This is a genomic window from Streptomyces caelestis, from assembly GCF_014205255.1.
GTDB lineage: Bacteria > Actinomycetota > Actinomycetes > Streptomycetales > Streptomycetaceae > Streptomyces > Streptomyces caelestis.
In genome coordinates this window covers 6,977,234-6,999,464 of the sequence record NZ_JACHNE010000001.1, presented here as the reverse complement: position 1 = coordinate 6,999,464, position 22,231 = coordinate 6,977,234, and the positions used below count along the sequence as shown (strand labels likewise).

The 22,231-nt window shown below is 69.6% G+C and carries 23 protein-coding genes and 2 pseudogenes; 7 read left to right on the top strand and 18 right to left on the bottom strand.

The window, feature by feature from the left end; all coding sequences use genetic code 11:
* Nucleotides 1-31 precede the first annotated feature (31 nt).
* Together HDA41_RS31925 and HDA41_RS31920 are read left to right on the top strand one after the other, a co-directional pair.
* Entirely contained in the window at nt 32-664 is a 633-nt protein-coding gene (locus HDA41_RS31925; protein WP_184990137.1) for a hypothetical protein, read from the top strand.
* Between the two features lie 62 nt (nt 665-726).
* Nucleotides 727-1,149 carry an acyl-CoA thioesterase gene (locus HDA41_RS31920; RefSeq protein ID WP_184990135.1) on the top strand — a complete coding sequence of 141 codons (423 nt, stop codon included), beginning with the start codon at nt 727-729 and terminating at the stop codon, nt 1,147-1,149.
* On the opposite strand, the gene HDA41_RS31915 is transcribed toward HDA41_RS31920, so the two are convergent.
* The 15 genes and pseudogenes from HDA41_RS31915 to HDA41_RS41700 all read right to left on the bottom strand — a co-directional run.
* On the bottom strand, nt 1,146-1,781 hold the full coding sequence (locus HDA41_RS31915; protein ID WP_184990134.1) for a hypothetical protein: 636 nt from the start codon (nt 1,779-1,781) through the stop codon (nt 1,146-1,148). The genes HDA41_RS31920 and HDA41_RS31915 overlap by 4 nt on opposite strands.
* 291 nt (nt 1,782-2,072) lie before the next feature.
* A complete protein-coding gene (locus HDA41_RS31910; protein WP_184990132.1) occupies nt 2,073-3,461 on the bottom strand; it encodes a nucleobase:cation symporter-2 family protein in 1,389 nt (462 codons plus the stop codon).
* A gap of 221 nt (nt 3,462-3,682) precedes the next feature.
* Nucleotides 3,683-5,062, bottom strand: a complete 1,380-nt coding sequence (locus HDA41_RS31905) for an 8-oxoguanine deaminase (protein ID WP_184990130.1) — start codon at nt 5,060-5,062, stop codon at nt 3,683-3,685.
* Nucleotides 5,063-5,170: 108 nt separating this feature from the next.
* Nucleotides 5,171-6,103: a factor-independent urate hydroxylase gene (gene pucL / locus HDA41_RS31900; RefSeq protein WP_184990128.1), complete on the bottom strand. Its 933-nt coding sequence runs from the start codon at nt 6,101-6,103 to the stop codon at nt 5,171-5,173.
* A gap of 6 nt (nt 6,104-6,109) precedes the next feature.
* Nucleotides 6,110-6,526 (bottom strand): hydroxyisourate hydrolase, encoded by a 417-nt coding sequence (gene uraH, locus HDA41_RS31895; RefSeq protein WP_184990126.1) that lies wholly within the window; start codon nt 6,524-6,526, stop codon nt 6,110-6,112.
* Between the two features lie 7 nt (nt 6,527-6,533).
* Nucleotides 6,534-7,043 (bottom strand): 2-oxo-4-hydroxy-4-carboxy-5-ureidoimidazoline decarboxylase, encoded by a 510-nt coding sequence (gene uraD, locus HDA41_RS31890; protein WP_184990117.1) that lies wholly within the window; start codon nt 7,041-7,043, stop codon nt 6,534-6,536.
* A 179-nt stretch (nt 7,044-7,222) separates the two neighbouring features.
* Nucleotides 7,223-7,591: a helix-turn-helix domain-containing protein gene (locus HDA41_RS31885; RefSeq protein ID WP_184990115.1), complete on the bottom strand. Its 369-nt coding sequence runs from the start codon at nt 7,589-7,591 to the stop codon at nt 7,223-7,225.
* Nucleotides 7,588-7,839: a YkoF family thiamine-binding protein gene (locus HDA41_RS31880; protein WP_184990113.1), complete on the bottom strand. Its 252-nt coding sequence runs from the start codon at nt 7,837-7,839 to the stop codon at nt 7,588-7,590. The genes HDA41_RS31885 and HDA41_RS31880 overlap by 4 nt, the downstream gene beginning before the upstream one ends.
* Nucleotides 7,840-8,657: 818 nt before the next feature.
* Nucleotides 8,658-9,287, bottom strand: coding sequence for a LysE/ArgO family amino acid transporter (locus HDA41_RS31875; protein WP_184990111.1), 630 nt, complete (start codon nt 9,285-9,287; stop codon nt 8,658-8,660).
* A gap of 98 nt (nt 9,288-9,385) precedes the next feature.
* Complete coding sequence (gene hemW / locus HDA41_RS31870) at nt 9,386-10,684, bottom strand: radical SAM family heme chaperone HemW (protein ID WP_184990109.1); 1,299 nt, start codon at nt 10,682-10,684, stop codon at nt 9,386-9,388.
* Nucleotides 10,685-10,751: 67 nt separating this feature from the next.
* The gene (locus HDA41_RS31865; RefSeq protein ID WP_184990101.1) at nt 10,752-12,257 is read right to left on the bottom strand and encodes a radical SAM/SPASM domain-containing protein; all 1,506 of its coding nucleotides are present in this window, start codon (nt 12,255-12,257) and stop codon (nt 10,752-10,754) included.
* A 40-nt stretch (nt 12,258-12,297) separates the two neighbouring features.
* The gene (gene amrS, locus HDA41_RS31860; protein ID WP_184990094.1) at nt 12,298-13,734 is read right to left on the bottom strand and encodes an AmmeMemoRadiSam system radical SAM enzyme; all 1,437 of its coding nucleotides are present in this window, start codon (nt 13,732-13,734) and stop codon (nt 12,298-12,300) included.
* A 76-nt stretch (nt 13,735-13,810) separates the two neighbouring features.
* Nucleotides 13,811-14,146: a ferredoxin gene (gene fdxA, locus HDA41_RS31855; protein ID WP_184990092.1), complete on the bottom strand. Its 336-nt coding sequence runs from the start codon at nt 14,144-14,146 to the stop codon at nt 13,811-13,813.
* A gap of 332 nt (nt 14,147-14,478) precedes the next feature.
* Nucleotides 14,479-14,607 carry a hypothetical protein gene (locus HDA41_RS41705; RefSeq protein WP_260423775.1) on the bottom strand — a complete coding sequence of 43 codons (129 nt, stop codon included), beginning with the start codon at nt 14,605-14,607 and terminating at the stop codon, nt 14,479-14,481.
* A gap of 170 nt (nt 14,608-14,777) precedes the next feature.
* Nucleotides 14,778-15,059 (bottom strand): annotated as a pseudogene (locus tag HDA41_RS41700) (LmbU family transcriptional regulator); the annotation flags it as partial.
* A 369-nt stretch (nt 15,060-15,428) separates the two neighbouring features.
* Here HDA41_RS41700 and HDA41_RS31845 point away from each other — a divergent pair.
* The 3 genes and pseudogenes from HDA41_RS31845 to HDA41_RS31835 all read left to right on the top strand — a co-directional run.
* Complete coding sequence (locus tag HDA41_RS31845) at nt 15,429-16,250, top strand: TIM barrel protein (protein WP_184990090.1); 822 nt, start codon at nt 15,429-15,431, stop codon at nt 16,248-16,250.
* Nucleotides 16,251-16,276: 26 nt separating this feature from the next.
* A complete protein-coding gene (locus tag HDA41_RS31840) occupies nt 16,277-17,170 on the top strand; it encodes a 2-hydroxy-3-oxopropionate reductase (protein ID WP_184990088.1) in 894 nt (297 codons plus the stop codon).
* A 153-nt stretch (nt 17,171-17,323) separates the two neighbouring features.
* Nucleotides 17,324-17,687: pseudogene (locus tag HDA41_RS31835) on the top strand (catalase-related domain-containing protein); the annotation flags it as partial.
* 268 nt (nt 17,688-17,955) lie between these two features.
* Here HDA41_RS31835 and HDA41_RS31830 read toward each other — a convergent pair.
* Nucleotides 17,956-18,825, bottom strand: a complete 870-nt coding sequence (locus tag HDA41_RS31830) for a Shedu anti-phage system protein SduA domain-containing protein (RefSeq protein ID WP_230299538.1) — start codon at nt 18,823-18,825, stop codon at nt 17,956-17,958.
* Nucleotides 18,826-18,981: 156 nt separating this feature from the next.
* Nucleotides 18,982-19,173, bottom strand: a complete 192-nt coding sequence (locus HDA41_RS41695; protein ID WP_230299537.1) for a hypothetical protein — start codon at nt 19,171-19,173, stop codon at nt 18,982-18,984.
* Nucleotides 19,174-19,247: 74 nt separating this feature from the next.
* On the opposite strand from HDA41_RS41695, the gene HDA41_RS31825 reads away from it, so the two are divergent.
* Both HDA41_RS31825 and HDA41_RS31820 read left to right on the top strand, forming a co-directional pair.
* Entirely contained in the window at nt 19,248-19,487 is a 240-nt protein-coding gene (locus HDA41_RS31825) for a hypothetical protein (RefSeq protein WP_184990086.1), read from the top strand.
* A gap of 160 nt (nt 19,488-19,647) precedes the next feature.
* A complete protein-coding gene (locus tag HDA41_RS31820; protein ID WP_184990085.1) occupies nt 19,648-20,265 on the top strand; it encodes a TIGR04222 domain-containing membrane protein in 618 nt (205 codons plus the stop codon).
* Nucleotides 20,266-20,341: 76 nt separating this feature from the next.
* Here HDA41_RS31820 and gcl read toward each other — a convergent pair whose 3' ends face one another.
* On the bottom strand, nt 20,342-22,126 hold the full coding sequence (gcl, locus tag HDA41_RS31815) for a glyoxylate carboligase (protein ID WP_184990083.1): 1,785 nt from the start codon (nt 22,124-22,126) through the stop codon (nt 20,342-20,344).
* Nucleotides 22,127-22,231 lie beyond the last annotated feature (105 nt).

Here is a 22,231-nt window from a genome sequence, read left to right as displayed (position 1 = left end):
CCCCGTGGCCTGTGCCGGAGAGGAGCGCGCCGTGACCCGACCGCCGACCGCCGCGCAGCGGCGGGTCATCGACGCCGCCGACCCGGTGACCGGCCGGCTGCGGGGTACGGAGGCACAGCTCGCGGCGCTGGTGAAGCGGGGGCTCGCCTTCCGGCACCCCCGGCCGCCGCACGATCACTTTCTGACGCCGGAGGGCCACCGGGTACGGCAGGGCGTCACCCAGGTCCCCGTGCCCGCCGCCGAGGCCCCCGCCACCGCCGGTGTGTTCGCCGCCCGCGTCGGCGGCGAGGAGGGGGCGCCGGAGACCGGGCCCGCCCGGCGCCGTGAGGTGCACAGCGCCTGGCAGGGACTGCTGGAGCTGCGCCGGATGACCAACCCGGACGGTGCGGTGGAGCGGCCGTGCGGCTGGGAGCGCACGCATCTCGTGCAAGCCGCCGCACTCGCGCTGGAGGCGGCCGGACACCGCCCGGCCGGGCAGGACGACGGGGGCTACCGGGTGCGGGAGACCCCGCAGCCGGAGGCCGTCGCCGTGTACGAGCCGGACGGCGAGGCGCTGCGGGCCTGCGCGGCCACCCTGGAAGGGGCAGGCTGGCAGGCGAGCGAGCACCGCGAGCCACGCACCGGAACCCGCTATCTCCTGGCCTCACCGCGCCGGGCGCGATGAGCATGCCAAGATCAGGGCATCGTTGCGCACGCCACGAGTGTCCGGTGCCAGAAGGGAAGTCCATGAGCGAGCCGTTTTCCGTCCCGGTGACCGTCCGCGGTTACGAGACCGACGTGCAGGGTCACCTGAACCAGAGCGTGTACGTGAACTACGCGGAACACGCCCGGTGGTCGTTACTGCAGGCCGCGGGCATCAGTCAGGCCGCCCTCATAGCCAGCGGCGTGGGCCCGGTCGCCCTGGAGACGACCATCCGCTACAAGCGGGAACTGCTCGCGGGCGACGAGGTCGAGGTGACCTGCGCGTTCGCCTGGGGCGAGGGCAGGACCTTCCGCATCGAGCAGACGGTCCGCAAGACCGACGGCACGGTGGCGGCCGAGATCACGGCGGTCAGCGGCCTGCTGGACCTGAAGGCCCGCAAGCTGGTCGCGGACCCCCAGGAGCACTTGAGGAAGCTGGCGTCGGACCCGGGCCTGTTCGGACTCTAGACCGCCTTCTTCCAGACGGTCATGTCCACCATGAGGAAGGCGAGCTCCGGCAGTGCGGTCGACTTCGTCTGGACCACGAGCAGGGCGATGTCGCCGGAGGGGTGCTTGACGCAGATCTGACTGCCGGCCGCTACCGAGGCCAGCGGCCAGCGGTGGCGTTCGGCACCGCCGAGCAGGAACCGGCACTCGTCGAGGGAAACTGCCTCGTCGGTGAACATCTGGACGAAGACGCTGGTGTCACTCTCCAGCGCACAGCTCGTGCTCTCGCAGTCGAAGCGGATGTCTCCCTTGCGGTCGTCGCGCCGGAGCGGCTTCTCGAAGCTCAGCGAACTCTCCGCGTTCAGCAGCAGGGGGGCCTGCGTGATGACCTGCGGTGACCTGGACGCGGCCGGGACGGATGCCGACGGCGATCCCGTCGACGACTCCTGCGCGGACTTCCGGGGCCGGGCGTCGACGGTGCGCCCGCCACCCAGTCGCGGAATCTGTTCCCCGCGTCCGCGACCGTCCAGGCCAGGCCGGTCAGCACCAGCACCCCCGCCGCCACGGCCGTGGCCGTGATCAGGGCTGTGCGCCGTCTTCGCGCCCGTCTCTCGTCCGGCCCCGGCGGTCGCGTGCTGTACCGGATCGTGCACGACGAACCCGACCTGCCCGCGCTGCCCGAGCAGCTCCGTCCGCTGATGGCCCGGTGTCCGGCCGCCGTCCCGGAGGAGCGGGCCGGCCTGGCGGAGATCATCGCGTGGTGCCGGCAGCGGCTGGGCGCGGACGCCGACGCGGGCGCGGGTCCGGCCGTCTGGCGGGACGTCATGGGGCCGGAGGTCACGGTCCCCTCCCCGACGGCCCTCGACGAAACCCGGGTGTCCCCGGCGCCCCTCGACCCGACCCGGGTGCAGAGGCAGCCGCTGGTCGTCACGCAGCCGCCGATCTCACGGTGCTGCCGGGGTCCGGGTGACGCCCGTGATCTCCTCGCCCGCCTCCATCGGGTGGGTCACGTCGTGGGCGTCCCGGTCGCGCGGGCCCAGATGGTTGAAGACCAGGTTCAGCAGGACCGCCGCCACGCAGCCCGTCGAGATGCCCGAGTCCAGGACGATCCGCGCCGTCTCCGGGAAGGCGTGGTAGAACTCCGGCGCCGTGATCGGGATGATGCCGACGGCCAGGGAGACGGCCACGATCAGGACGTTGTTGTCCTTGTCCAGGCCGGCCCGGACCAGGGTCTGGATGCCGCTGGCCGCGACCGAGCCGAACAGGACCACGCCCGCCCCGCCGAGCACCGGGCGCGGTACGACGGCGATCAGCGAGGCGGCCATCGGGCACAGGCCCATCAGCACCAGGAATCCGCCGCCGACCGCGACGACATAGCGGCTGCGGATCTTCGTCATCGCCACCAGGCCGATGTTCTGCGCGAAGGCGCTGCACATGAAGCCGTTGAACAGCGGGCTGATCGCCGAGCCGAGGGTGTCGGCGCGCAGGCCGGCCGCGATGGTCTTCTCGTCGGCCGGGCGGTCGACGATCTCACCCAGCGCCAGCATGTCGGCGGTCGACTCGGTCATCGACACCACCATCACCACGCACAGGGAGAGGATCGCGGCGAGCTGGAACTGCGGGGCACCGAAGTGGAACGGGGTCGGGAAGCCGATGACCGCCGCGTCCGCGACCGGGCCGAAGTCCGTGGCACCGAACGGGATCGCGATCAGCGTGCCCGCGACCAGACCGAGCAGCACCGCGATCTGTTTGACGAAGCCCCGGGTGAAGCGCCGCAGCAGCAGGACGATGACGAGAGTGCCGGCGGCCAGCCCGAGGTTGGTGGCCGAACCGTAGTCGTGCGCCGCCGGGTTCGGGCCCTGCGCCCAGCCGAAGGCGACCGGGAGCAGGGAGATGCCGATCAGGGTGATGACGGTGCCCGTCACCACCGGCGGGAAGAAGCGGACCGCCTTGCAGAAGACGGGGGCGGCTATGAAGCCGAGGAGTCCGGCGACGATGACCGCGCCGAAGATGATCGGCAGGGCGTCGGACTTGTCCTCGGTGGAGGCGACGATCGCGGTCATCGGGGCGACACCGGCGAAGGTGACGCCGTTGACGAACGGCAGCCGGGCGCCGATCTTCCAGATCCCGAGGGTCTGGAGGAGCGTGGCGAGGCCCGCTGTGAACAGGCAGGCGCCCGTGAGGAAGGTCAGGTCGGTGGCGGTCAGGCCGATGGCCGCGCCGACGATCAGAGGTGGGGCGACGACTCCCGCGTACATGGCGGCCACATGCTGGAGGCCGGTCGTCGCCATCTTGGGCGCGGGGAGTTTTTCGTCAACGGGGTGGTCGGCCACGGCGGCTTCCCTCCGGTCGGTTACACGGCTGCGCCATATGGCTGCCGTGGGTGTCAGGGAGGTGGTGCGAGTGGTCGTGCGGGACCGGACATGCGTGGACGGGGTGGCCGTTCCGGGGCGCACGCGTACACGCGCGCCCCGGAGACGACCGCCGTGGACCCCGCTCGGGTCCGCGGCCACCGGCCGGGAGCCGTCCCTCCCGGCCGGAGTCATCCGGGTGTTCAGCCCTGCGCGGCGATCCTCGCCAGCCGCCGGGCCTCGTCCCGCGTGGAGCGGGCGATGGCGTCCTCGTCGGCCGTGAGCAGCCGCCCGTCCTCGACGATCTGCCGGCCGTCCACGAAGGAGGCGGTGACCGGGGCCGCCGCGCCGAAGACCAGGGCGGTCACCGGGTCGGCGATGGAGGCGTGGGCGAGCGTGTCCAGCTTCCACAGCACGAGGTCGGCGAGCTTGCCCGGCTCCAGGGAGCCGGTCTCCGCCGCCCGGCCCAGCACCTGGGCGCCGCCGTACGTGCCGAGACGCAGCGCCTGGCGGGCGTTCAGGGCTGCCTCCCTGTGCGCGCCGAGGCGGTTGATGAGGAGGGCGTTGCGCAGCTCGGTGTGGAGTTCGCCGGACTCGTTGGACGCGGTGCCGTCGACGCCGAGGCCGACCGGGACGCCGGCCGCCAGCATGTCGGGGACGCGGGCGATACCGGCCGCGAGGCGGGCGTTGGACGACGGGCAGTGCGCGACGCCGGTCCTCGTGCGGGCGAAGGCGGCGATGTCGGAGTCGTTCATGTGGACGCAGTGCGCCATCCACACGTCCTCGCCGAGCCAGCCGGTGGACTCGAAGTAGTCGGTCGGGCCCATGCCGAACAGTTCGTGGCAGAACTTCTCCTCCTCCACCGTCTCCGAGCCGTGGGTGTGGAGCCGTACGCCGAGGCGGCGGGCCGACTGGGCGCCGTCCCGCATCAGTTCGGTGGAGACGGAGAAGGGTGAGCAGGGCGCGACGGCGACCTGGGTCATGGCGTCGAAGGAGGAGTCGTGGTGCTGCCGGACGGTCTCCTCGGTGGCGGCCAGTGCCCCGTCGAGGGTCTCGACGGCGAAGTCCGGGGGCAGGCCGCCGTCCTTCTCGCCGCGGTCCATGGAGCCGCGGGCGAGGGTGAAGCGGACGCCCATGTCGCGGGCGGCGCCGATGATCGCGCCGGACAGGTCGCCGGAGCCGTGCGGGAAGACGTAGTGGTGGTCCATGGCGGTGGTGACGCCGCCGCGGGCCATCATCGCGAGCGAGCCCTGGGCGGCCGCGCGCACCATCGGCTCGTCGATGCGCGCCCAGACGGGATACAGCGCGACCAGCCAGTCGAAGAGGTTGTGGTCCGTGGCCAGGCCCCGGGTGATCCACTGGTAGAAGTGGTGGTGGGTGTTGATCAGTCCGGGGGTGACGAGGTGCCCGGAGGCGTCGATACGGCGTACGACGTTCTCCAGGCCCTCGGGGGCCTTGCCCGCGCCGACCGACTCGATGCGGTTGCCGGCGAGGACGACGTGCCCGGAGGCGTACTCGGTGTCGTCGGCGTCGACGGTCGCGATGGCACAGTTCTCGATGACGATGCGCTGGGCTGCTGCCATGGTTCGTCCTTTGCGCTGAGATGGAGGGGGCACGGCAGGACCCTGGGGGTTTGAGTGCCGAGGCCGAGGAGAAGGGTTCCCCGGCCACGGGTGCCGAAAGAGGGAACGTCAGAGGTTGGTGAGGTCCACGGGGATCCTCGCCTCGCAGCCGTCCCGCAGGATCGTCGCCTCGATCAGGCCGTAGGGGCGGTCGGCGGCGTAGTACACGGCACCGTCGGCGGTGTCGTTCTTCAGCCCGAACGGCTCCAGGTCGACCAGGAAGTGGTGCTTGTTCGGGAGGGAGAAGCGGACCTCGTCGATCTCGCCGCGGTTGTCGATGATCCGCGCGCCCATCTGGTACAGCGTCTGCTGGAGCGAGAGCGAGTACGTCTCGGCGAAGGCCTGGAGCATGTGCTTCCTGGTCTGCTCGTAGGACTTCTCCCAGTGGGGCATGCGCTGGTCGTCGTCGGTCCAGTTGAACCGCCAGCGGCCGGAGACCTGGGTGGCCAGGATGCGGTCGTGGGCCTCCTTCAGCGTCGTGTACTTGTCCTTGACGTAGCCCCAGAACTCGGAGTTGGTCGAGTTCATCACGACGAGGTCCTTCAGGCCCGAGATCACCTCCCACGACGAGCCGTCGTAGGTGATCTGGGTCAGCCGGACCTCCTGGCCCTTGCGGACGAAGGAGTGCTTGACCTCGTCGGCGCCGGTCGACTGCGAGTCGGCGCCGGAGGCCTCGATGCGCTCCCAGGCGTATTCCTCGATGCGGATCCGGGCCCGGTGGATCGGCTCCTGGCTGGTGACGAAGTGGCGGGCGAGGTGGATGCCGAACTGCTCGGCCGACTCGATGCCGTACTCCTTGGCGAACGCGTACACCGTGTTCTTGGTGGTGTCGGTCGGCAGCACGTTGGTGTTCGAGCCGGAGTAGTGGACCTCCTCCATGTCGCCGCTCAGCGACACCGAGACGTTCAGGTCCTTGATGTGGTGGGTGGCGCCGTCCCGCGTGATCTTGACGACTCGGTTCTCGGCCTTGCCGTACTGGTTCTGTCCCAGAATGGTGGGCATGAGTAGCTAGCTCCCTCGGTATACGGAGTAGCCGAACGGGTTGAGCAGCAGCGGTACGTGGTAGTGCTCGCCCGGTACGACGGCGAACGTGATCGCCACCTCCGGGAAGAACACACCGGCACCGCTGTCCCGATTCGCGGGGGCGTCCTGCTGCGCATCGGCTTGGCTTTTCGCGTCGTGCGCGAACTTCTTCTCGAAGTACGGCTCGACGGCGAAGTCGAGCCGTACGTGGGTGGTCCCCTCCGGCAGGGCCGGGAGGTCCTTGCACCGGCCGTCCGCGTCGGTCGCGGAGCCGCCGAGCGCCTGCCAGCTGGCCGCGCGCCCGCTGCGGACGGAGAGCTGGACGGCGACGCCCTCGGCGGGGCGGCCGGCGCTGGTGTCCAGGATGTGCGTGGACACGGACGCGGTGGCGGAGGCGCTCATGCTGCTGTCAGTCCTCTTCGACGAGTCGGGCCAGGCGGATGCGGTTGATCTTCCCCAGTTCGGTGCGGACGATCTCCCGCTCCCGCTCCGGCGTGTTGCCGATCCGTTCCCTGACCGCGTCGCGCATCTGCTCGCCGGTCCGGCCGGTGGCGCAGATCAGGAAGACGTGGCCGAACTTCTCCTGGTAGGCGAGGTTCAGCTCCAGCATCTCCGCCTTGAGCGCCTCGGAGGCGCCGGCCATGCCGCGCTGCTCCCGGGCCGAGGTGGGGTCGCCGGGTCTCGGGCGGCCGATGGGCGGGTGACCGGCCATCGCCTCCGCGAGATCGTCTGCCGTCAGCTCCGCCATGGCGGCGTCGCTCGCGGCGTACAGGGCCTCGGGGGTGGCGTAGGGGCGGGCGGCGAGCAGCCGCTTCACCCACGCCGTGGAAGCGCACGCCTCGTGGAGCGCGGTGAAGGCCGCGTGCTCCTCGAGGGCGTTGAACCGGGCCAGGCCCGGCGGCGTGGAAGTGGACGTCACGGGAGCCTCCGTGGCCGGGTACGGCCTTCGTGCTGGACGGGCGTGCCGATAGCTAACGCCCTCCCCCGACAGCACGTCAACAGTTTGTTGAAAATTCCGTGTGACGAAACCCGGCGAGGCGGCGAAGCCGGACACGGGCCTGGTCAGGGCGCGAGCCCGCGGGCCCTGAGCCCGGTCCGTCAGGTCCCCTTCTCGCGGTTGAGGTAGTTGTAGACGGTGAAGCGGCTGACGCCCAGGGCACTCGCCACGGTCTCCACTCCGTGCCGTACGGAGAAGGCGCCACGCGCCTCGAGTGTCCGTACGACCTCCTGCTTGGCCTTGCGGTCGAGGTCGGCCAGCGGCATGCCCTTGCGGCGCTCCATGGCGGCGAGGATGTGATCGAGGGAGTCGGCGAGCTGCGGCAGCCGTACGGCGACGGCGTCGCGGCCCTCCCAGGACAGGACGACGTCGTCGGGGCCGGCCTCGTCCGGCGGGATCATCTCGCCGCCCATGGCGTCGACCAGGGGTTTCACGGCCGCGATGAACGGCTCGTCCCCGGCGCCGCTCATGCCTCGCCCTCCTCGATCACGTTGACCTGGAGCGAGACCCGGGTGGCGCCCGCCTCCAGGGTTTTGCGGAGCAGGGCGTCCACGGCGGTGAGCACCGCGTCGGCACCACCCTCGGCGGTGTTGCCGAACGGGCCGACGTCCACGGCGTCCAGTTCGGCGGCCTCCACGACCTCGCGGGCGACCAGCGCGTGCGCGGGTGCCTCGTCGAGGTCGAAGGGCTCGGTCGTGAACTCCACTCTCAGTCGCATGCTGCCCCCAGAACCGTCGTGACCTGTGCGACCCTAGCCGACGCCGGGGCGGACCGGCACATTCGCATTCACGCTCCTTGTTCTCCATCGTCCTCCACCTCGGGGACGACCGAGAAAGGCCGCTGTATTACCCACCGGGGAACACCGAGAATTGGTCGGCATGACAGAGCGACGCATCAACGCGGGAACCCGATTCCCCCAGGCCTTCGGGCAACTCCGGGACCTCGCCGAAAAGGCAGTGCAGGTCCTGCAAGGTGGCGGTGCGATCGGTTGAGGTCAATCCGCCGAATCCGGCGACGAGGGTGGACACGTTCCTGTGCACACTGCTGACGGGTCCGGTGCGCATAAGAAACAGGCCATTGGCGACGCGTGAAAAAAACTGTCCCAGCCGGTCAGAAAACACTCTCCCAGCGGCCCGGCTGCGGAGCGGGGGCGGGACGGCGGCCGGGGCTGTGGAACAGAGCGGCCGCCGAGGTGGGACGGCGAGCCGTTCGGATCGGACAGTAGGGCCGCCGACGATGGAGCACCGGAGCCTCCGGGTGGAGCGGCAGGGCCCCCGACGACGGAGCGCCGGGGGCAGCCGGGGGGTGGAGCGCGGAAGGCCGCCGGGATTGGAGCAGCGACGCGACCGGCGGCGTTCGAGCAGCGAGGCGACCGACGGTGCAGCGGCGAGGCCGCCCCAGCGGCGGGCGGGCCGGCAGGGCGACACCGGACCCGGCCGGACTCGGGGGTCGTATTCGGGCCGTACCCGGCCGCGTCGCCGACACCGACAAGCCCGGGTGGAACCGAACAGCTCCGGACCGCCGTACACCGCCGCGTCAGGCGATGGCCTGGTACGCGAGGACGCCGCCGAAGAAGATGACGCCCAGGCCCGCCAGGAGGTCCACGCCCTGGAGCATCCGGGAGGTGAAGTAGCGGCGGAACAGCACGGCCCCGGTGCTGAGGGTGGTGAACCACAGCAGCGTGCCGGAGCCGACGCCGACGAGCATGGCCAGCGAGTCCGCGAGGGTGTCGGTGACGTTCGCCGCCGTGGCGGCGGCGAAGGCCGCCGCCCAGTAGCCGATCGTCGCCGGGTTGGCCGCCGTCGCCGTGAGAGCCGTACGGAACGCCTCCCACGGCTGCACCGTCTCGCCCTCAGCGTCGACGACCGCACTCCTGGCCCGGAAGGCCGAACGCACCGAACGGAAGCCCAGATACGCCATGACCACGGCACCGGCGAGCCCGAGAGCGGTCCGCAGCACCGGGATGTCCAGCAGCTTGCCGACCCCCGCCAGGCCCAGGCCGGCGTACAGCACGTCGATGGCCGCCGCGCCGAGGCCGATGGCGAATCCGCACAGAAAGCCGTTGCGCAGAACACTGCGCACACACAGCAGTCCGATGGGACCGAGCGGCAGGGCGACGAGGAAACCGAGTCCGAGACCCGCACTCCAGGCCGGGATCACGCTCACCGTCCGCTCCCCCGCTGTTCCACGCCGTTCCCCCCGGTCCCCGATAAACGAGTTTGCGCCAATCCCCCCGCCTCCTCGCGGCACACCCGTCGGTCAGGTCATTCGACGAGTTCGGATATTCCGAAGCGTACCTCACCGGGGGCCGCTGGACTCAGGTCCTCCGGCGCGTAGAACATCTCGTAGACATTCGTGGACAGCAGTTGTCCGGCCCGGGTCAGCGAATACACGTCGTCGCCCTGCTTTTCCAGCCAGCCCTTGTCGAGAAGCTGTTCCAGTTCATTGCCGAAGACGTCCTCCATCGTGACTCCGAACCGGTTCTCGAAGTCGCTGCGGTAGATCTCGCACATTTTCAGGCCACGGATCATGACCCGACGCATCTCCTGCTCCTTGGTGAGATACGTGGCGAAATCGAGCGGGACCTTGCCTTCCTCCACCAGCTCGTAGTACTGCTTGAGCGGCTTGACGTTCACGAAGAGCCGGTCGTGGATCACGCTCTTCGAGGACACGCCGAAGCCGATCATCGGCCAGGTGCGCCAGTAGTACTCCAGGAACCGCGAGTAGTCCTGGCAGCGGTCGGGGTGGTAGTAGCCGGTCGAGCTGCGGCGCTTGAACCCCGCCGCCTCCAGCGCGTCGATGGCGTACTCGTACATGCGCGCTTCGTCCTCGGGCGTCGGCAACGCCATCTTCCCGGACTTGATCAGCGAGTGGAACGCGGTCTTGGGCCAGATCTCCAGGCCGTAGGCGGTGATGCAGGCGGGTTCCAGCTCGATCGCCCGGTCCACGCTGTGCTTCCAGTCGTCCAGGGACTGGTCGGGCAGCGGGAAGATCAGGTCGATGTTGGTGTGGGTGAAACCGCCGTCGACGATGGTCCGGTAGGCCCGCTCGGCGGTGGCCAGGTCGTGCGAACGGTTGCAGATCTCCAGCAGGCGGTCGTCGAACGCCTGGATCCCCAGGTTGAGCCGGTTGAAGCCGGACTCGCGCATGCGCTCGATCTTGGCCGCGTCCACCGTCGAGGGGTCGAACTCCAGGGCGATCTCCGCCCCTTCGTTGAACTCGAAGGACTCGCGGCACACGTCGAGCAGCCGGGCCGTCTGGTCGCCGGTGAGGATGCCGGGCGTACCGCCGCCGAAGTAGACGGCGTCCACGCGGAAGGCGGGGAACACCCGGTTGGCGGCGAAGGCGCGGATCTCCTTCTCCAGGGCGTCGACGTACTGCGCGAAGTGCTGCTCGTTCTTGTTGATGTAGACGGTGTAGTCGCAGAACCCGCACTTGGTGATGCAGAACGGCACGTGCAGGTAGAGCACGGCGTTCTCGGGCCGGAAGTACTCCTCGTACTCGTGCTTGCGGTACTTGAAGGGGTAGGTGTGGATGTTGCGGCGAACGATCTTCTCGGCCATCTGGCTGCTGCTCCTTGTCAGGCTCGCCGTACGGAGGCGGAGGGGTGACCGGGCGGGACGGGGACCGTCAGCAGAGCACCCGGAAGGGCTCGTAGCCGGTGGGCTGGTCCAGGGCGGGCCGGTCGTTGGGGACCACGGGGCGGCCGCAGGAGACGAACAGGTCGTCGTACCGGTCCCGGGAGCGCGCCCGGTAGTCGGCCGTGGACCTGGCCAGCATCTTGATGACCTCCTCGGCCAGCATCAGCTGGTACTGGCACGACTCGTCGTTGAGGACGTTGACGTCCCCGGAGGCCACGTGGTTCTCCTGCCGGCAGCCGCCACCGCACAGGTAGCGGGCCCAGCACGCGCCGCACACGGGGTGTTCGTCGACGGTGCGCCGCCACTCGGGGTGCTCCCGGGTGATCCCCTCGGAGCCGGTGCCGACGTCGAAGCTCTCGTCGCCGACGAGGCGGTGGCAGGGGCTGATGCTGCCGTCGGGTGAGTGCGTGTAGTACGTCCGGCCTCCGGAGCAGAAGGCGAGGGCGGTGGCCCCCTCGGTGACCATCTGCACGGTCCGCTCGTACTCCAGCACGCCCTTGAAGCGGTTGCCGGGTGCGAAGAGGGACGGGTAGTGGAGGAGAAAGTCCTTGAACTGCTCGACGATGCCGGGCTGGAGGAAGTGGTTGATGTACTGGATGCCCTGCGGCTCGGAGAGCTTGCGGTCGCCGAGGGTGAGGGCGATGGGGACCTTCGTGTCCTTCTCCACCGGGTACACGCCCGGATAGATCTGGAAGTAGTCGAACAGGTCCAGCTGCCACAGGTCGTGCACGCTGTCCTTGAGGCTGGGCTCGCCCGTGGCGATCGTCATCCGCGCCACCAGCGTGATGTCGTCGCCGCAGGCCTCCCGCAGCCGCCAGAGGTTGCGCATGATCCGGTCGTAGGACCCCATGCCGTTCTTGGAGGGCCGGTTGGCGTCCTGCACCTCGCGACCGCCGTCGATGGAGACCGAGACGATGAAGCGGTACTCGCGGAACAGCTCCTCGATGCCCTGCGGCATCAGCGTGAGGTTGGTGGAGATGCGGTGCACGAACTCGGTGCCGTCCCGCTGCGAGACGGTCCGGGCGCGCTCGCAGATCTTCCGGATCACGGCGAAGTTCGCCAGCGGTTCGCCGCCGAAGAACTCGAACCGGACGCGTTGTCCGGGCACGGCGTTGCGCTCGATGAAGTCGAAGATCCAGGCGATCGAGTGCTCGCCCATGGCCTCGGTGATACGGCCGTAGTCCCCGCCCTCCGCGAAACAGTAGGTGCAGGCGAGGTTGCAGACGTTGGTGAGGTTGACGTTGACCGCGAAGTCGGCCCCGTCGGACAGTGAACTCTCGTGCAGCCGCGAGCGGTTGACACCCTCGTCCGCGCCGACGGCCTGCCGCATGCGCTCCCACGCCTGCCGCTCCGCGGGCAACAGGCTGTCGACGCCGGACTCCAGGCGCTCGGCGGTGCCGGCCGGGGCCAGCAGCAGCCGGTGGTTGTCGGTGAGGAACACCGCGGAGGTGTCGTCGCTGAAGGGCAGCACACGGTAGTCGGTTCCGTGCCTCATGTCGGTTCTCCCCTTTGTCTCCCTGGTACCGGGACGGGGTTCAGCGGCGGGTGCCGGGCTGGAAGAGGGGCAGCGGGGACACGTCCTGGTTCAGGGTTCCGGCGGCCACCTCCACGGTCGGGAAGTGGGCCCGGTCGAAGACCTGGTGGAGGCTGGAGGTGCACCGGTCCGGGATGGCCACCTGGACGCCGAGCTCGTCGGGGGTGCTCTTGGCCGCGATGTAGCGGAAGCTCTCCCGCGGCTTGAGCTCGACGATCTCCCAGCTGCCGTCCGCGGCGGGATCGCCGTGGCGGCGGGTGTACGCGGTGGCGGGCGCGTCGGACTCGTTGCGCATCTGTACGTGGAGGGCGCGGACGTCACCGTGCCAGTCGAAGGACGCCACGTTGAGGCCGGCGCCGGCGGGCAGCTCCTGGACCGTGCTGCGGCGCCGGGCGTCCGGCAGCAGCTTCAGGGGCGCGCGGGTGCCGCACGACACGCAGGCGCCGTCGGCGTCCACCCCGACCAGGTCGGCGTTCAGGCCGTACCGGGTGACCTGGAGCAGGCCGCACTGGCGGCACCAGGTGTTGGTGGACTCGGTGTCGTAGACGTTGCCGAGGTAGACGTGGTTCAGGCCCATGTCGAGGGCGACCTTGCGGGCGCGTTCCAGGCGGTCCACGGGCGTGCGGATGGTGTCGGTCATCTTGTAGTCGGGGTGGAACCGCACGAAGTGCGTCGGGATCGACGGGTCCAGCCGTTCACCGACGAAGGTGGCCATGTCGCGGGCCGTCTTCTCGTCGTCGCTGAGGTCGGTGACCATCAGTGTCGAGACCTCGACGTGCTTTCCGGCCCGGTAGACCTGCTCGGTGCCTTCCAGCACCGGCTCCAGCCAGCCCTTGGTGATCTTGCGGTAGTACTTCGGGTCGAGGGACTTGATCGACACGGAGAAGATGTCGATGACGGGGATGAGTTCCTCGATCGCCTCGCCGCTGATGAAGAACGCGGACTTGTAGAGGTTGACGATGCCGGCGGCCTGGGCGAGGGCGGCGGTCTCGACGACGAACTCGTGCCACACGACCGGGTCGTTGTAGGTCCAGGAGATGACCTTGATGTCGTGCCGGAGGGCGATGTCGACGACTTCCTCGGGCGTGTAGTGGTAGACGTCCTTGTCCTCGACGTAACGCGCCTGGGACGTCTTCCAGTTGTGGCAGTAGTCGCAGTTGAGCATGCAGCCGACGTTGCCCATGGAGAGGATGCGGGCGCCGGGCGCGTAGTGGAAGACGGCCTCGGTCTCGATGGTCTCCTCGGTGGCGTGCACCGAGCGCCCGTAGTTGAGGGTGACCAGGCGTCCGTCGCGGTTGGCGCGCACCATGCAGAAGCCGTGCTGACCGGGGCGTATGCGGCAGTTGCGGGGGCTGAGGTGACATCGCACGACGTCGTCGTCGAGCCGTTCCTCGAGCCGGGCCGGATGGGGTTCCTGGTTCCAGGTCGTCTGCGTCACGGACTGTCCTTCCGTCAGAGAAAGGTGGGCAGTTGTGCCGTGCGGTGGTGCGGAGCGGAACCGTTTCGTCGGCGCGTCAGGCGTGGGCGGCCGACCGGGGCAGTTCGGTGATGTGCTCGTGGTCGGCCGCGACGGGGCCGACCTCCTTGGCGCCGCCCGGTGAGCCGAGGCCGGTCGTGGCGGTGAAGAACTCGGCGTTCACCCGCTCGTACACCTGCCACTCCTCGGGGAGTTCGGTGTCGCGGTGGATCGCCTCGACCGGGCAGACCGGTTCACAGGCCGAACAGTCGATGCATTCGTCGGGGTGGATGTACAGGGTGCGCGAGCCCTCGTAGATGCAGTCGACGGGACAGACGTCCAGACACGCCTTGTCCTTGACGTCGACGCAGGGCTGGGCGATTACGAAGGTCAACAGGTCCCCCATTGCCTTGCTCACGGTGAAGTACCCGAAGGTGGCGCCGCGCTGGCGTGCGGAAGCGCCTCGGTTTCGCGGTGCGACGCGGCGATCGGGGCGTGGCTCGGCAAAGACTGGCGGGGGAATTACGGACGCGTCAAGGAGATCGGTTCAAGACCGGTGACTGAATTTCTCGAAGGTAAGGCAAGCCTTATTGAATTCGCCGTCCGTGCCGACCAGGGGAGCTTGCCGCCGGGAGGGGGCCGGACGGCGTCGGCCGCCTCCCGAGGATGACCGAAAGCAGCCGTGGCCCGCGCGGGCGGCGGTGCCGGAGGCGGGGCCCGGGCCCCTCAGGGCTTCGCCGCGTCGTCGAGTCCGGCTGCCCGGTCGAGGTTCGCGGTGATCCATTCGGCCAGGTCGAGGCCGTCTCGCTCGGCGGCCTTGGTCCAGGCGGTCTCATGCTCCGCGGTGGTACGCAACTGGAGCCGCACCTGGCGGGGGTGTTCGCGGACGTCGGACGGGGCGGCCGGTTCCTTGCGCAGTTCGTGCCGGAGCCGGTTGCGGGACCAGCCCTCCCGCGCGGTGCGGTCCAGCCATCTGCGGCGTTCCTCGGGAGCCAGGGAGGCACTTCGGCGTCGTGCTGGAAGCTGAGTCTGGGATTCCGTTCGGAGGCCGGAAAACGCCTGGAGATCCACGCGTATTCGCGCAGGGTCTTGTAATCGAGACCGGTTTCTTCCCTCGCCTGGCGGTACTTGCCGGGATATCTTTCCTGGCCGCACACGAGCCAGTCACCGTGCCACCAGCAGGAGGAATCCGCTTTCAGGAAGAGGTGTTTTCCGACGCGTTTCCACTCCGCCAGGGAAAAGCCGGGTGGCAGGACCAGACTGGTGCGCCGGGTGACAGCGGCTCCGATGACGGGATGTTCGGCCACACTGTGCAGTGCGGTCGAGTTGCCCAAGCCGGTTCCCCTTCTCTCGGGGAAGGACGGTTGCTCTGATCGCGACGGAGTCTGACACCGGGTTCCGCCGTGATCCAGGCTGCCGAGCCCAACGGCCACGAGTCTGGTCCGAAGGCATCGGTCGGCCGGAGCGGCCGAATCACTCCACGACCGCCCCACCGAAGGGTCTCCGGCCCATCGCACGACGGGGCGAAGATCCTGCCGGCCTGTCGGCCCGCACCCCGAGGACCGTCTCGTCACGGCGGAGAAACCCTTGACAAGCCAGGACACCCGACGGCAGTCTTCCGGTAAGCAGAAACAAACTTCCACGATACGAAATACAGCGGAAGGTAGCGCGGCCCGATGGGATTCGCAGACCAGCGCTTCAACGTCAACCTGTCGATCCTCTTCACGGAACTCCCGCTCCTGGAGCGTCCCGCGGCCGCCGCCGCGGCCGGCTTCACGGCGGTCGAGCTGTGGTGGCCCTGGGTCGACTCGCCCACCCCTGAGCAGTCGGAGCTCGACGCACTGAAGAAGGCAGTCGAGGACGCGGGCGTCCGGCTCACGGGTCTGAACTTCTACGCCGGTCGACTGCCCGGCCCCGACCGTGGCGCCCTGTCCGTCCCGGGCGAGGAGTCGGAGCGGTTCCGCGCCAACATCGACGTGGCCGCGGGCTTCGCCGCCTCCCTGGGCTGCAAGGCGCTCAACGCCCTGTACGGCAACCGCGTCGAGGGTGTGGACCCGGCCGAGCAGGACGCGCTCGCGCTGGAGAACCTGGTGCTCGCGGCCCGGGCCGCCGACCGGATCGGCGCGATCCTGCTGGTCGAGGCGCTCAACCAGCCCGAGTCGCCGTTGTATCCGCTGGCGTCGGCACCGGCCGCCGTCGGCGTCGTCGACAAGGTCAACAACGCGACCGGGCTCGGCAACGCCCGCTTCCTCATGGACCTCTACCACCTGTCCATGAACGGCGAGGACCTGCCGCAGGTGATCGAGCGGTACGCCGCGAAGACCGGTCACGTGCAGATCGCCGACAACCCCGGCCGCGGCGCCCCCGGGACGGGCTCGCTGCCCCTCGAAGACCTCCTCGACCGGCTGGAGAAGGCGGGCTACGACGGCTGGGTCGGCCTCGAGTACAAGCCGGGCGACCGCCCGAGCGCCGAGGCCTTCGACTGGCTGCCCCGCTGACCCCCGTACCGAAAGGCACCCCCGTCATGAGCAACACCCTTCCCAAGATCACATGGATCGGCCTCGGCATCATGGGCTCCCCCATGTCCGAGAACCTGATCAAGGCGGGCTACGACGTCACCGGATTCACCCTGGAGCGGGAGAAGCTGGACCGCCTCGCCGCCGCCGGCGGCACCCCTGCCGGCTCGATCGCCGAGGCCGTACGGGACGCCGACGTCGTCATCACGATGGTGCCGGCCTCGCCGCAGGTCGAGACCATCGCCTACGGTCCCGACGGCATCCTGGAGAACGCCAGGTCCGGCGCCCTGCTGATCGACATGTCCTCGATCACCCCGCAGACCTCGGTCGACCTGGCGAAGGCGGCGAAGGACAAGGGCGTCCGCGTCCTGGACGCCCCTGTGTCCGGCGGCGAGGCCGGCGCGATCGAGGCCGTGCTGTCCATCATGGTCGGCGGCGAGCAGGCCGACTTCGACCAGGCCCGGCCGATCTTCGAGGCGCTCGGCAAGACCATCGTCCTGTGCGGCCCGCACGGCTCCGGCCAGACCGTGAAGGCCGCCAACCAGCTGATCGTCGCCGTGAACATCCAGGCGTGCGCCGAGGCCGTGGTCTTCCTGGAGAAGTCCGGCGTGGACCTGAAAGCGGCCCTGGACGTGCTGGGCGGCGGTCTCGCCGGCTCCACCGTGCTGACCCGCAAGAAGGACAACTTCCTCCGCCGGGACTTCAAGCCGGGCTTCCGGATCGACCTGCACCACAAGGACATGGGCATCGTTACGGACGCCGCCCGCAACGTCAAAGCGGCCCTGCCCGTCGGCGCCGTGGTCGCCCAGCTGGTCGCGTCCCTGCGCGCGCAGGGCGACGGCGGCCTGGACCACTCGGCGCTGCTGCGGGCCGTGGAGCGGCTGTCCGGCGCGCGTATCTGATCCTCGCAGACCCTCATGACCCCGGGGGTCCCCCACACCCCGGGCGGCGCCTCCGCTGACAACTGTCCTGTCGCGCCCAGAGCGGCGGCGCCGCCCGGACCCAACCATGCCCATTGCTTCAACAAACTGTTGACACTTCGATCATCCCGACCCGGCCGGGACGGCTTCATGGCGTCCAACGCCCAGGGCCGGCACGCGAAGAACCACGAGCCGAACTCCTGCGACGGCCCGGTGGAGACCTGCCGCCCCCTGTCGGCCGCGCTCGCGGTGACCGGCCACACGGGCACCCACGCGGCCCCTCCGCACACCAGGGACGACGACGTCTTCCAGGCCGGCCATCTGTACCGGCTGATGAAGGCGGAGGAGAAGTCCCGCCTGGTCGCGGACATCGCCGGCGGCCTCGCACAGGTCTCCCGCGACGACGTGATCGAGAAGAACCTCGCGCAACTTCCACGCCGCCGGCCCCGAGTACGGGCGGCGCGTGGAGGTGGCGGTCCGCGCCCTGCGCGAGGACTGAACTCCCTGACCGCGTCCGACGGCCCGGGCGACCCGGATGAGGGGCGGTCGCTCCGGCACGGACGCGGGCAGGGCGCGGACCGCGGCGGTTGTGAGCCAGTGCGGTGGTGAAGGGGCCAGGACCGGCTTCCCGACCTGAGGGGAGTCCGCTCATGGCTCCGTCGCACCCGCCGCGGTCCCACTCGCACTCCCCTCCCGCAGACCCCGTCCGGCGGCGCGAACGTCCTGTCGCGCCCAGCCTCGCGCCGTCGGACGGCCAGCTTCGCTCCCTACACCGGGCCATCGCCGGCGAGGGAGCGCTCGGCGTTGTCCAGGAGTTCCTTGTATGTCAGCACTTCGACCCTGGTGAGATGCGAATTGAACGTCCGCAGCGCCTCGTTGATCTCCGCCTCCGGCACCTCAGGGTGCAGTACCGGGTGCCCGACCAGGACGAGGGCGCTGGCGCGCCGGGTCTCGATACCGAAGTCGGCACGGAGCCGTTCCCGGTTCTCATCCAGTCCAGTGAGGTAGTTGACAGCCTGGCCGACGGCCTCGTGCACCTGCGCCGCCGGCACCCATGCGTTGCGATGCCGCTTCACGAGGGGGCCCTTAAGACTCATGACGCGCTTGAGTTCGACGATATGGAGCGCTCCGTCACCACGTATCAACGGGATGTCCACCTCGTCGCCCGGCACGAGGCGCCGCTGCGCCGCCTCGCCCACGAACCGCCCACCGAAGATCCAGTACTGCCCGTCCAGCGCCCGCTGCACATCGGCCTCTGTGGCCTTGCCATCCTCGACGACGGCACGCAGTTCCTTGAGCCGGGCGGCGCGTCGGCGCAGTTCAGCGGCCTGAAGCAGGATTCGCCCCTGATCGTCGGCAGCCAGCAGGGCCATGGCTTCGGGCGATGTGACGATCTTCCGGGCTTCAGCGGCCGGGTCCGCGATGTCGATCCGGCCGCTGCGGATGATCCGCTCCAACCACAGAGTGATCTCGGCACGGCCCCGTGGAATCACATAACGCCCGGGGCGATCATCGGGGGCCTGGAGGAACAGCGCGTCCTCACCCTGCGCACGGAAATGTTCCAGGAACTCTCTGATCCCGGCCTCGGGGTGGCCCGCAAGAAACTCCCGCCCGCTGTCGACGAGCCACTGGTGCATCGCCTTCATCGTGCTGCCGAGGAAGCCCGTGTGCGACTCCCTCCTTCGTCCGTCTCCGAACAGCCTGTAGCGATCATCGAAGTCGTACCGCAGGATCCGCCCCTCCGCGTACTCGATCGCATCCTGTACGAGCCGTACGACCTGCCACTCGCCGACTCATGCCGCAGTACCTCGCACCTCCTCCAAAAGCCGTATCAGCTCTCTGCCGCCCCGCCGCTTGCCGCCCCGTCCGCTGTGCATGTGCGTGAAGACCGCCTGCACGGCGTTCTTCACGGTCTGGTCGACAGCCTCCTTGGCCACCACCTCACGTAGGTGCCACTCCAAGGTCATGTCGCTTCTCGGTGTCATACGGCGCATTGTGTTCGCAGGGTCTGACAACACCCCGGCGTGCGTATCCGGCGCTGCCGCAGGACGCTGGAGGCATGACACACCCACCAACGGAGCATCCGCACGTCGTGGTGCACCCGCCTGCACTGGACGGCTCCCGGCGCGTCACCGAGGGCGACGCGACGCTGGGCATCGCCACACATGTGGACGACGTCAGCGAAATCCTGCGGCTCGCCGACCTTTACGTCACCGACGTCGCGGACAGCGACCTCGTCGAATGGCAGGGGGGTGGCCCGGACGACTGGCCGGGGTTGTCGGAACACCACGAGGCGTGAACACGCGTCTACGGCACCGGTCGTATGCCTTGTACGGAACCCTCAAATGAACCTCTGAACCCGGCCCCGGGGGCTTCAACAACCCCCGGGGCCGGGCACATTCTCGACACACGGGGCCCGCCGGCACGGGGGCGGCGGGCTCCGGCACGGGGGTGAAGCCATGAGCGACGGTACGGCGGTCCGGCGGGAGCCGCATGAGATCGCACTGCTGGGGGACGGCCCCCGGGCCGCCGTCACCGTCGCCGTGGTGGACCTGTACCCGCGAGGCATGGTGGAGCCGGACCGGCCCGGGACGATACGGGCGGGCATCGCGGACGCGGGGAGCGCGGAGCGACCGCCGTCGCCCCTGGCGCAGGAGGCGCACGCCTGTCTCCACGAGCCCGCCGGGCTCCGGACGTTGGTCAGGCACCCGGACGTACGGCTCGCACTGGCCCTCATCCGCATCCCGCTCGCGGAGGCGGGCCTGCTGCGCTACCCGCTGCTCGGCCCGACGCGCGGCGCCCGCCGCCAAGTGCGCGAGCTGCGGCAGCTCCACCCGCTGCCCGCGAGCAGACGCCGCCTGACCGACGACGACCGGCTGCTCGCCGTCGCGCTGCACGGCGAGGCGGCCCTGCGGCTGCTGGTGCCGCGCTTCGCGCTCCGGGCAGGACTGATACGCCGGGTCGAGGTGGGCGGCAAGACCCTCCTCAAGCACTCGCCACATGGTTCGGGCGGAGGCTATGGGGGCTACACCTACTGCGGCGCGGGCGGAGGTGGGGGTGGGAGTGGCGGGGACTGACCGCGGGTCCCGCACGCGTGAGGGGCGGTCCGTCCTCCCGGACGGGCCGCCCCTCCCCCGCTGTCCTGCGCGGGCGTCAGACCTTCAGCGGCTTGATCGAGGTCGGCGCGTGGCCGGGCTCGGTGGCGATCTCCTCGAACTCCACGACCTGGCCGATGTCGTTGGTCGTCGACATGGCGATGTTGGTGACGCGCTCCAGGATCGCCTCGACGACGACCGGCACCCGGTACTCGGCGGCGAGCTTCTTGGCCTGCTCGAACGCGGCGCCCAGCTCGGTCGGGTCGGTCACCCGGATCGCCTTGCAGCCGAGGCCCTCGGCGACCTTGACGTGATCGACGCCGTAGACGCCGAGCTCGGGCGCGTTGATGTTCTCGAACTCCAGGGTGACCTGGAAGTCGATGTCGAACGCCCGCTGCGCCTGGCGGATCAGGCCCAGATAGGAGTTGTTGACGAGGACGTGGACGTACGGGATCTTGTGCTGCGCGCCCACCGCCAGTTCCTCGATCATGAACTGGAAGTCGTAGTCGCCGGAGAGCGCGACGACGGACGCCTCCGGGTCGGCCTTGGCGACGCCGAGCGCTGCCGGGATGGTCCAGCCGAGCGGGCCCGCCTGACCGCAGTTGATCCAGTGACGGGGCCGGTAGACGTGCAGCATCTGGGCGCCGGCGATCTGCGAGAGGCCGATGGTGGACACGTACCGGGTCTCCGGGCCGAAGGCCTTGTTCATCTCCTCGTAGACCCGTTGCGGCTTGATCGGGATGTCGTCGAAGTGCGTACGGCGCTGGAGGGTCGCCTTTCGCTCCTGCGCCGAGGCCGCCCAGGCGGAGCGGTCGGGCAGCCTGCCGGCCGTCTTCAGCTCGCGCGCCACCTCGACGAACAGCTCCAGCGCGGCCCTGGCGTCGGAGGCGATGCCGTAGTCGGGGGCGAAGATCCTGCCGATCTGGGTGGGCTCGATGTCGACGTGGACGAACTTCCGTCCGGCGGTGTAGACGTCGAGTCTGCCGGTGTGGCGGTTGGCCCAGCGGTTGCCGATGCCGAGGACGAAGTCGGACTCCAGGAAGGTCGCGTTGCCGTAGCGGTGCGAGGTCTGGAGGCCGACCATGCCGGCGTTCAGCTCGTGGTCGTCGGGCAGGACACCCCAGCCCATGAGGGTGGGGACGACCGGGGTTCCGGTCAACTCGGCGAACTCGACGAGCAGTTCGGCGGCATCGGCGTTGACGACACCGCCGCCCGCGACGATCAGCGGCTGCTCGGAGGCATTGAGCATCCCGATCGCCTTCTCGATCTGGGCGCGGGTCGCGGCGGGCTTGTAGACCGGGAGCGGCTCGTACGTCTCCGGGTCGAACTCGATCTCCGTCATCTGGACGTCGATCGGCAGGTCGATCAGGACCGGGCCGGGGCGGGCGGAGCGCATCAGGTGGAAGGCCTGCTGGAAGACGCCGGGGACCTGCGCGGCCTCCAGCACGGTCACGGCCATCTTGGTGACCGGCTTGGCGATCGAGGCGATGTCGACGGCCTGGAAGTCCTCTTTGTGGATCACGGCGGTCGGGGCCTGGCCGGTGATGCACAGGATCGGGACGGAGTCGCCGGTCGCGGAGTACAGACCCGTGATCATGTCGGTGCCGGCCGGGCCGGAGGTGCCGATGCAGACGCCGAGGTTGCCCGCGCGGGTGCGGGTGTAGCCCTCGGCCATGTGCGAGGCGCCCTCCACGTGGCGGGCGAGGGTGTGGTTGATGCCGCCGGAGGCCTTGAGCGCCGCGTAGAAGGGGTTGATCGCCGCGCCCGGGACGCCGAACGCGTCGGTGACGCCCTCGCGCTTGAGAATCTCAACTGCCGCACGGGCAGCGGTCATTCGAGCCATAGAGTACTCCTGCTTCGACTGTCGGATTCGCACTCCCGTCGCGCCCCGCGGTGAGCTCTTCCATAATGCGGAAATAAACTTCTACGATCTGGAATTAATGTATGC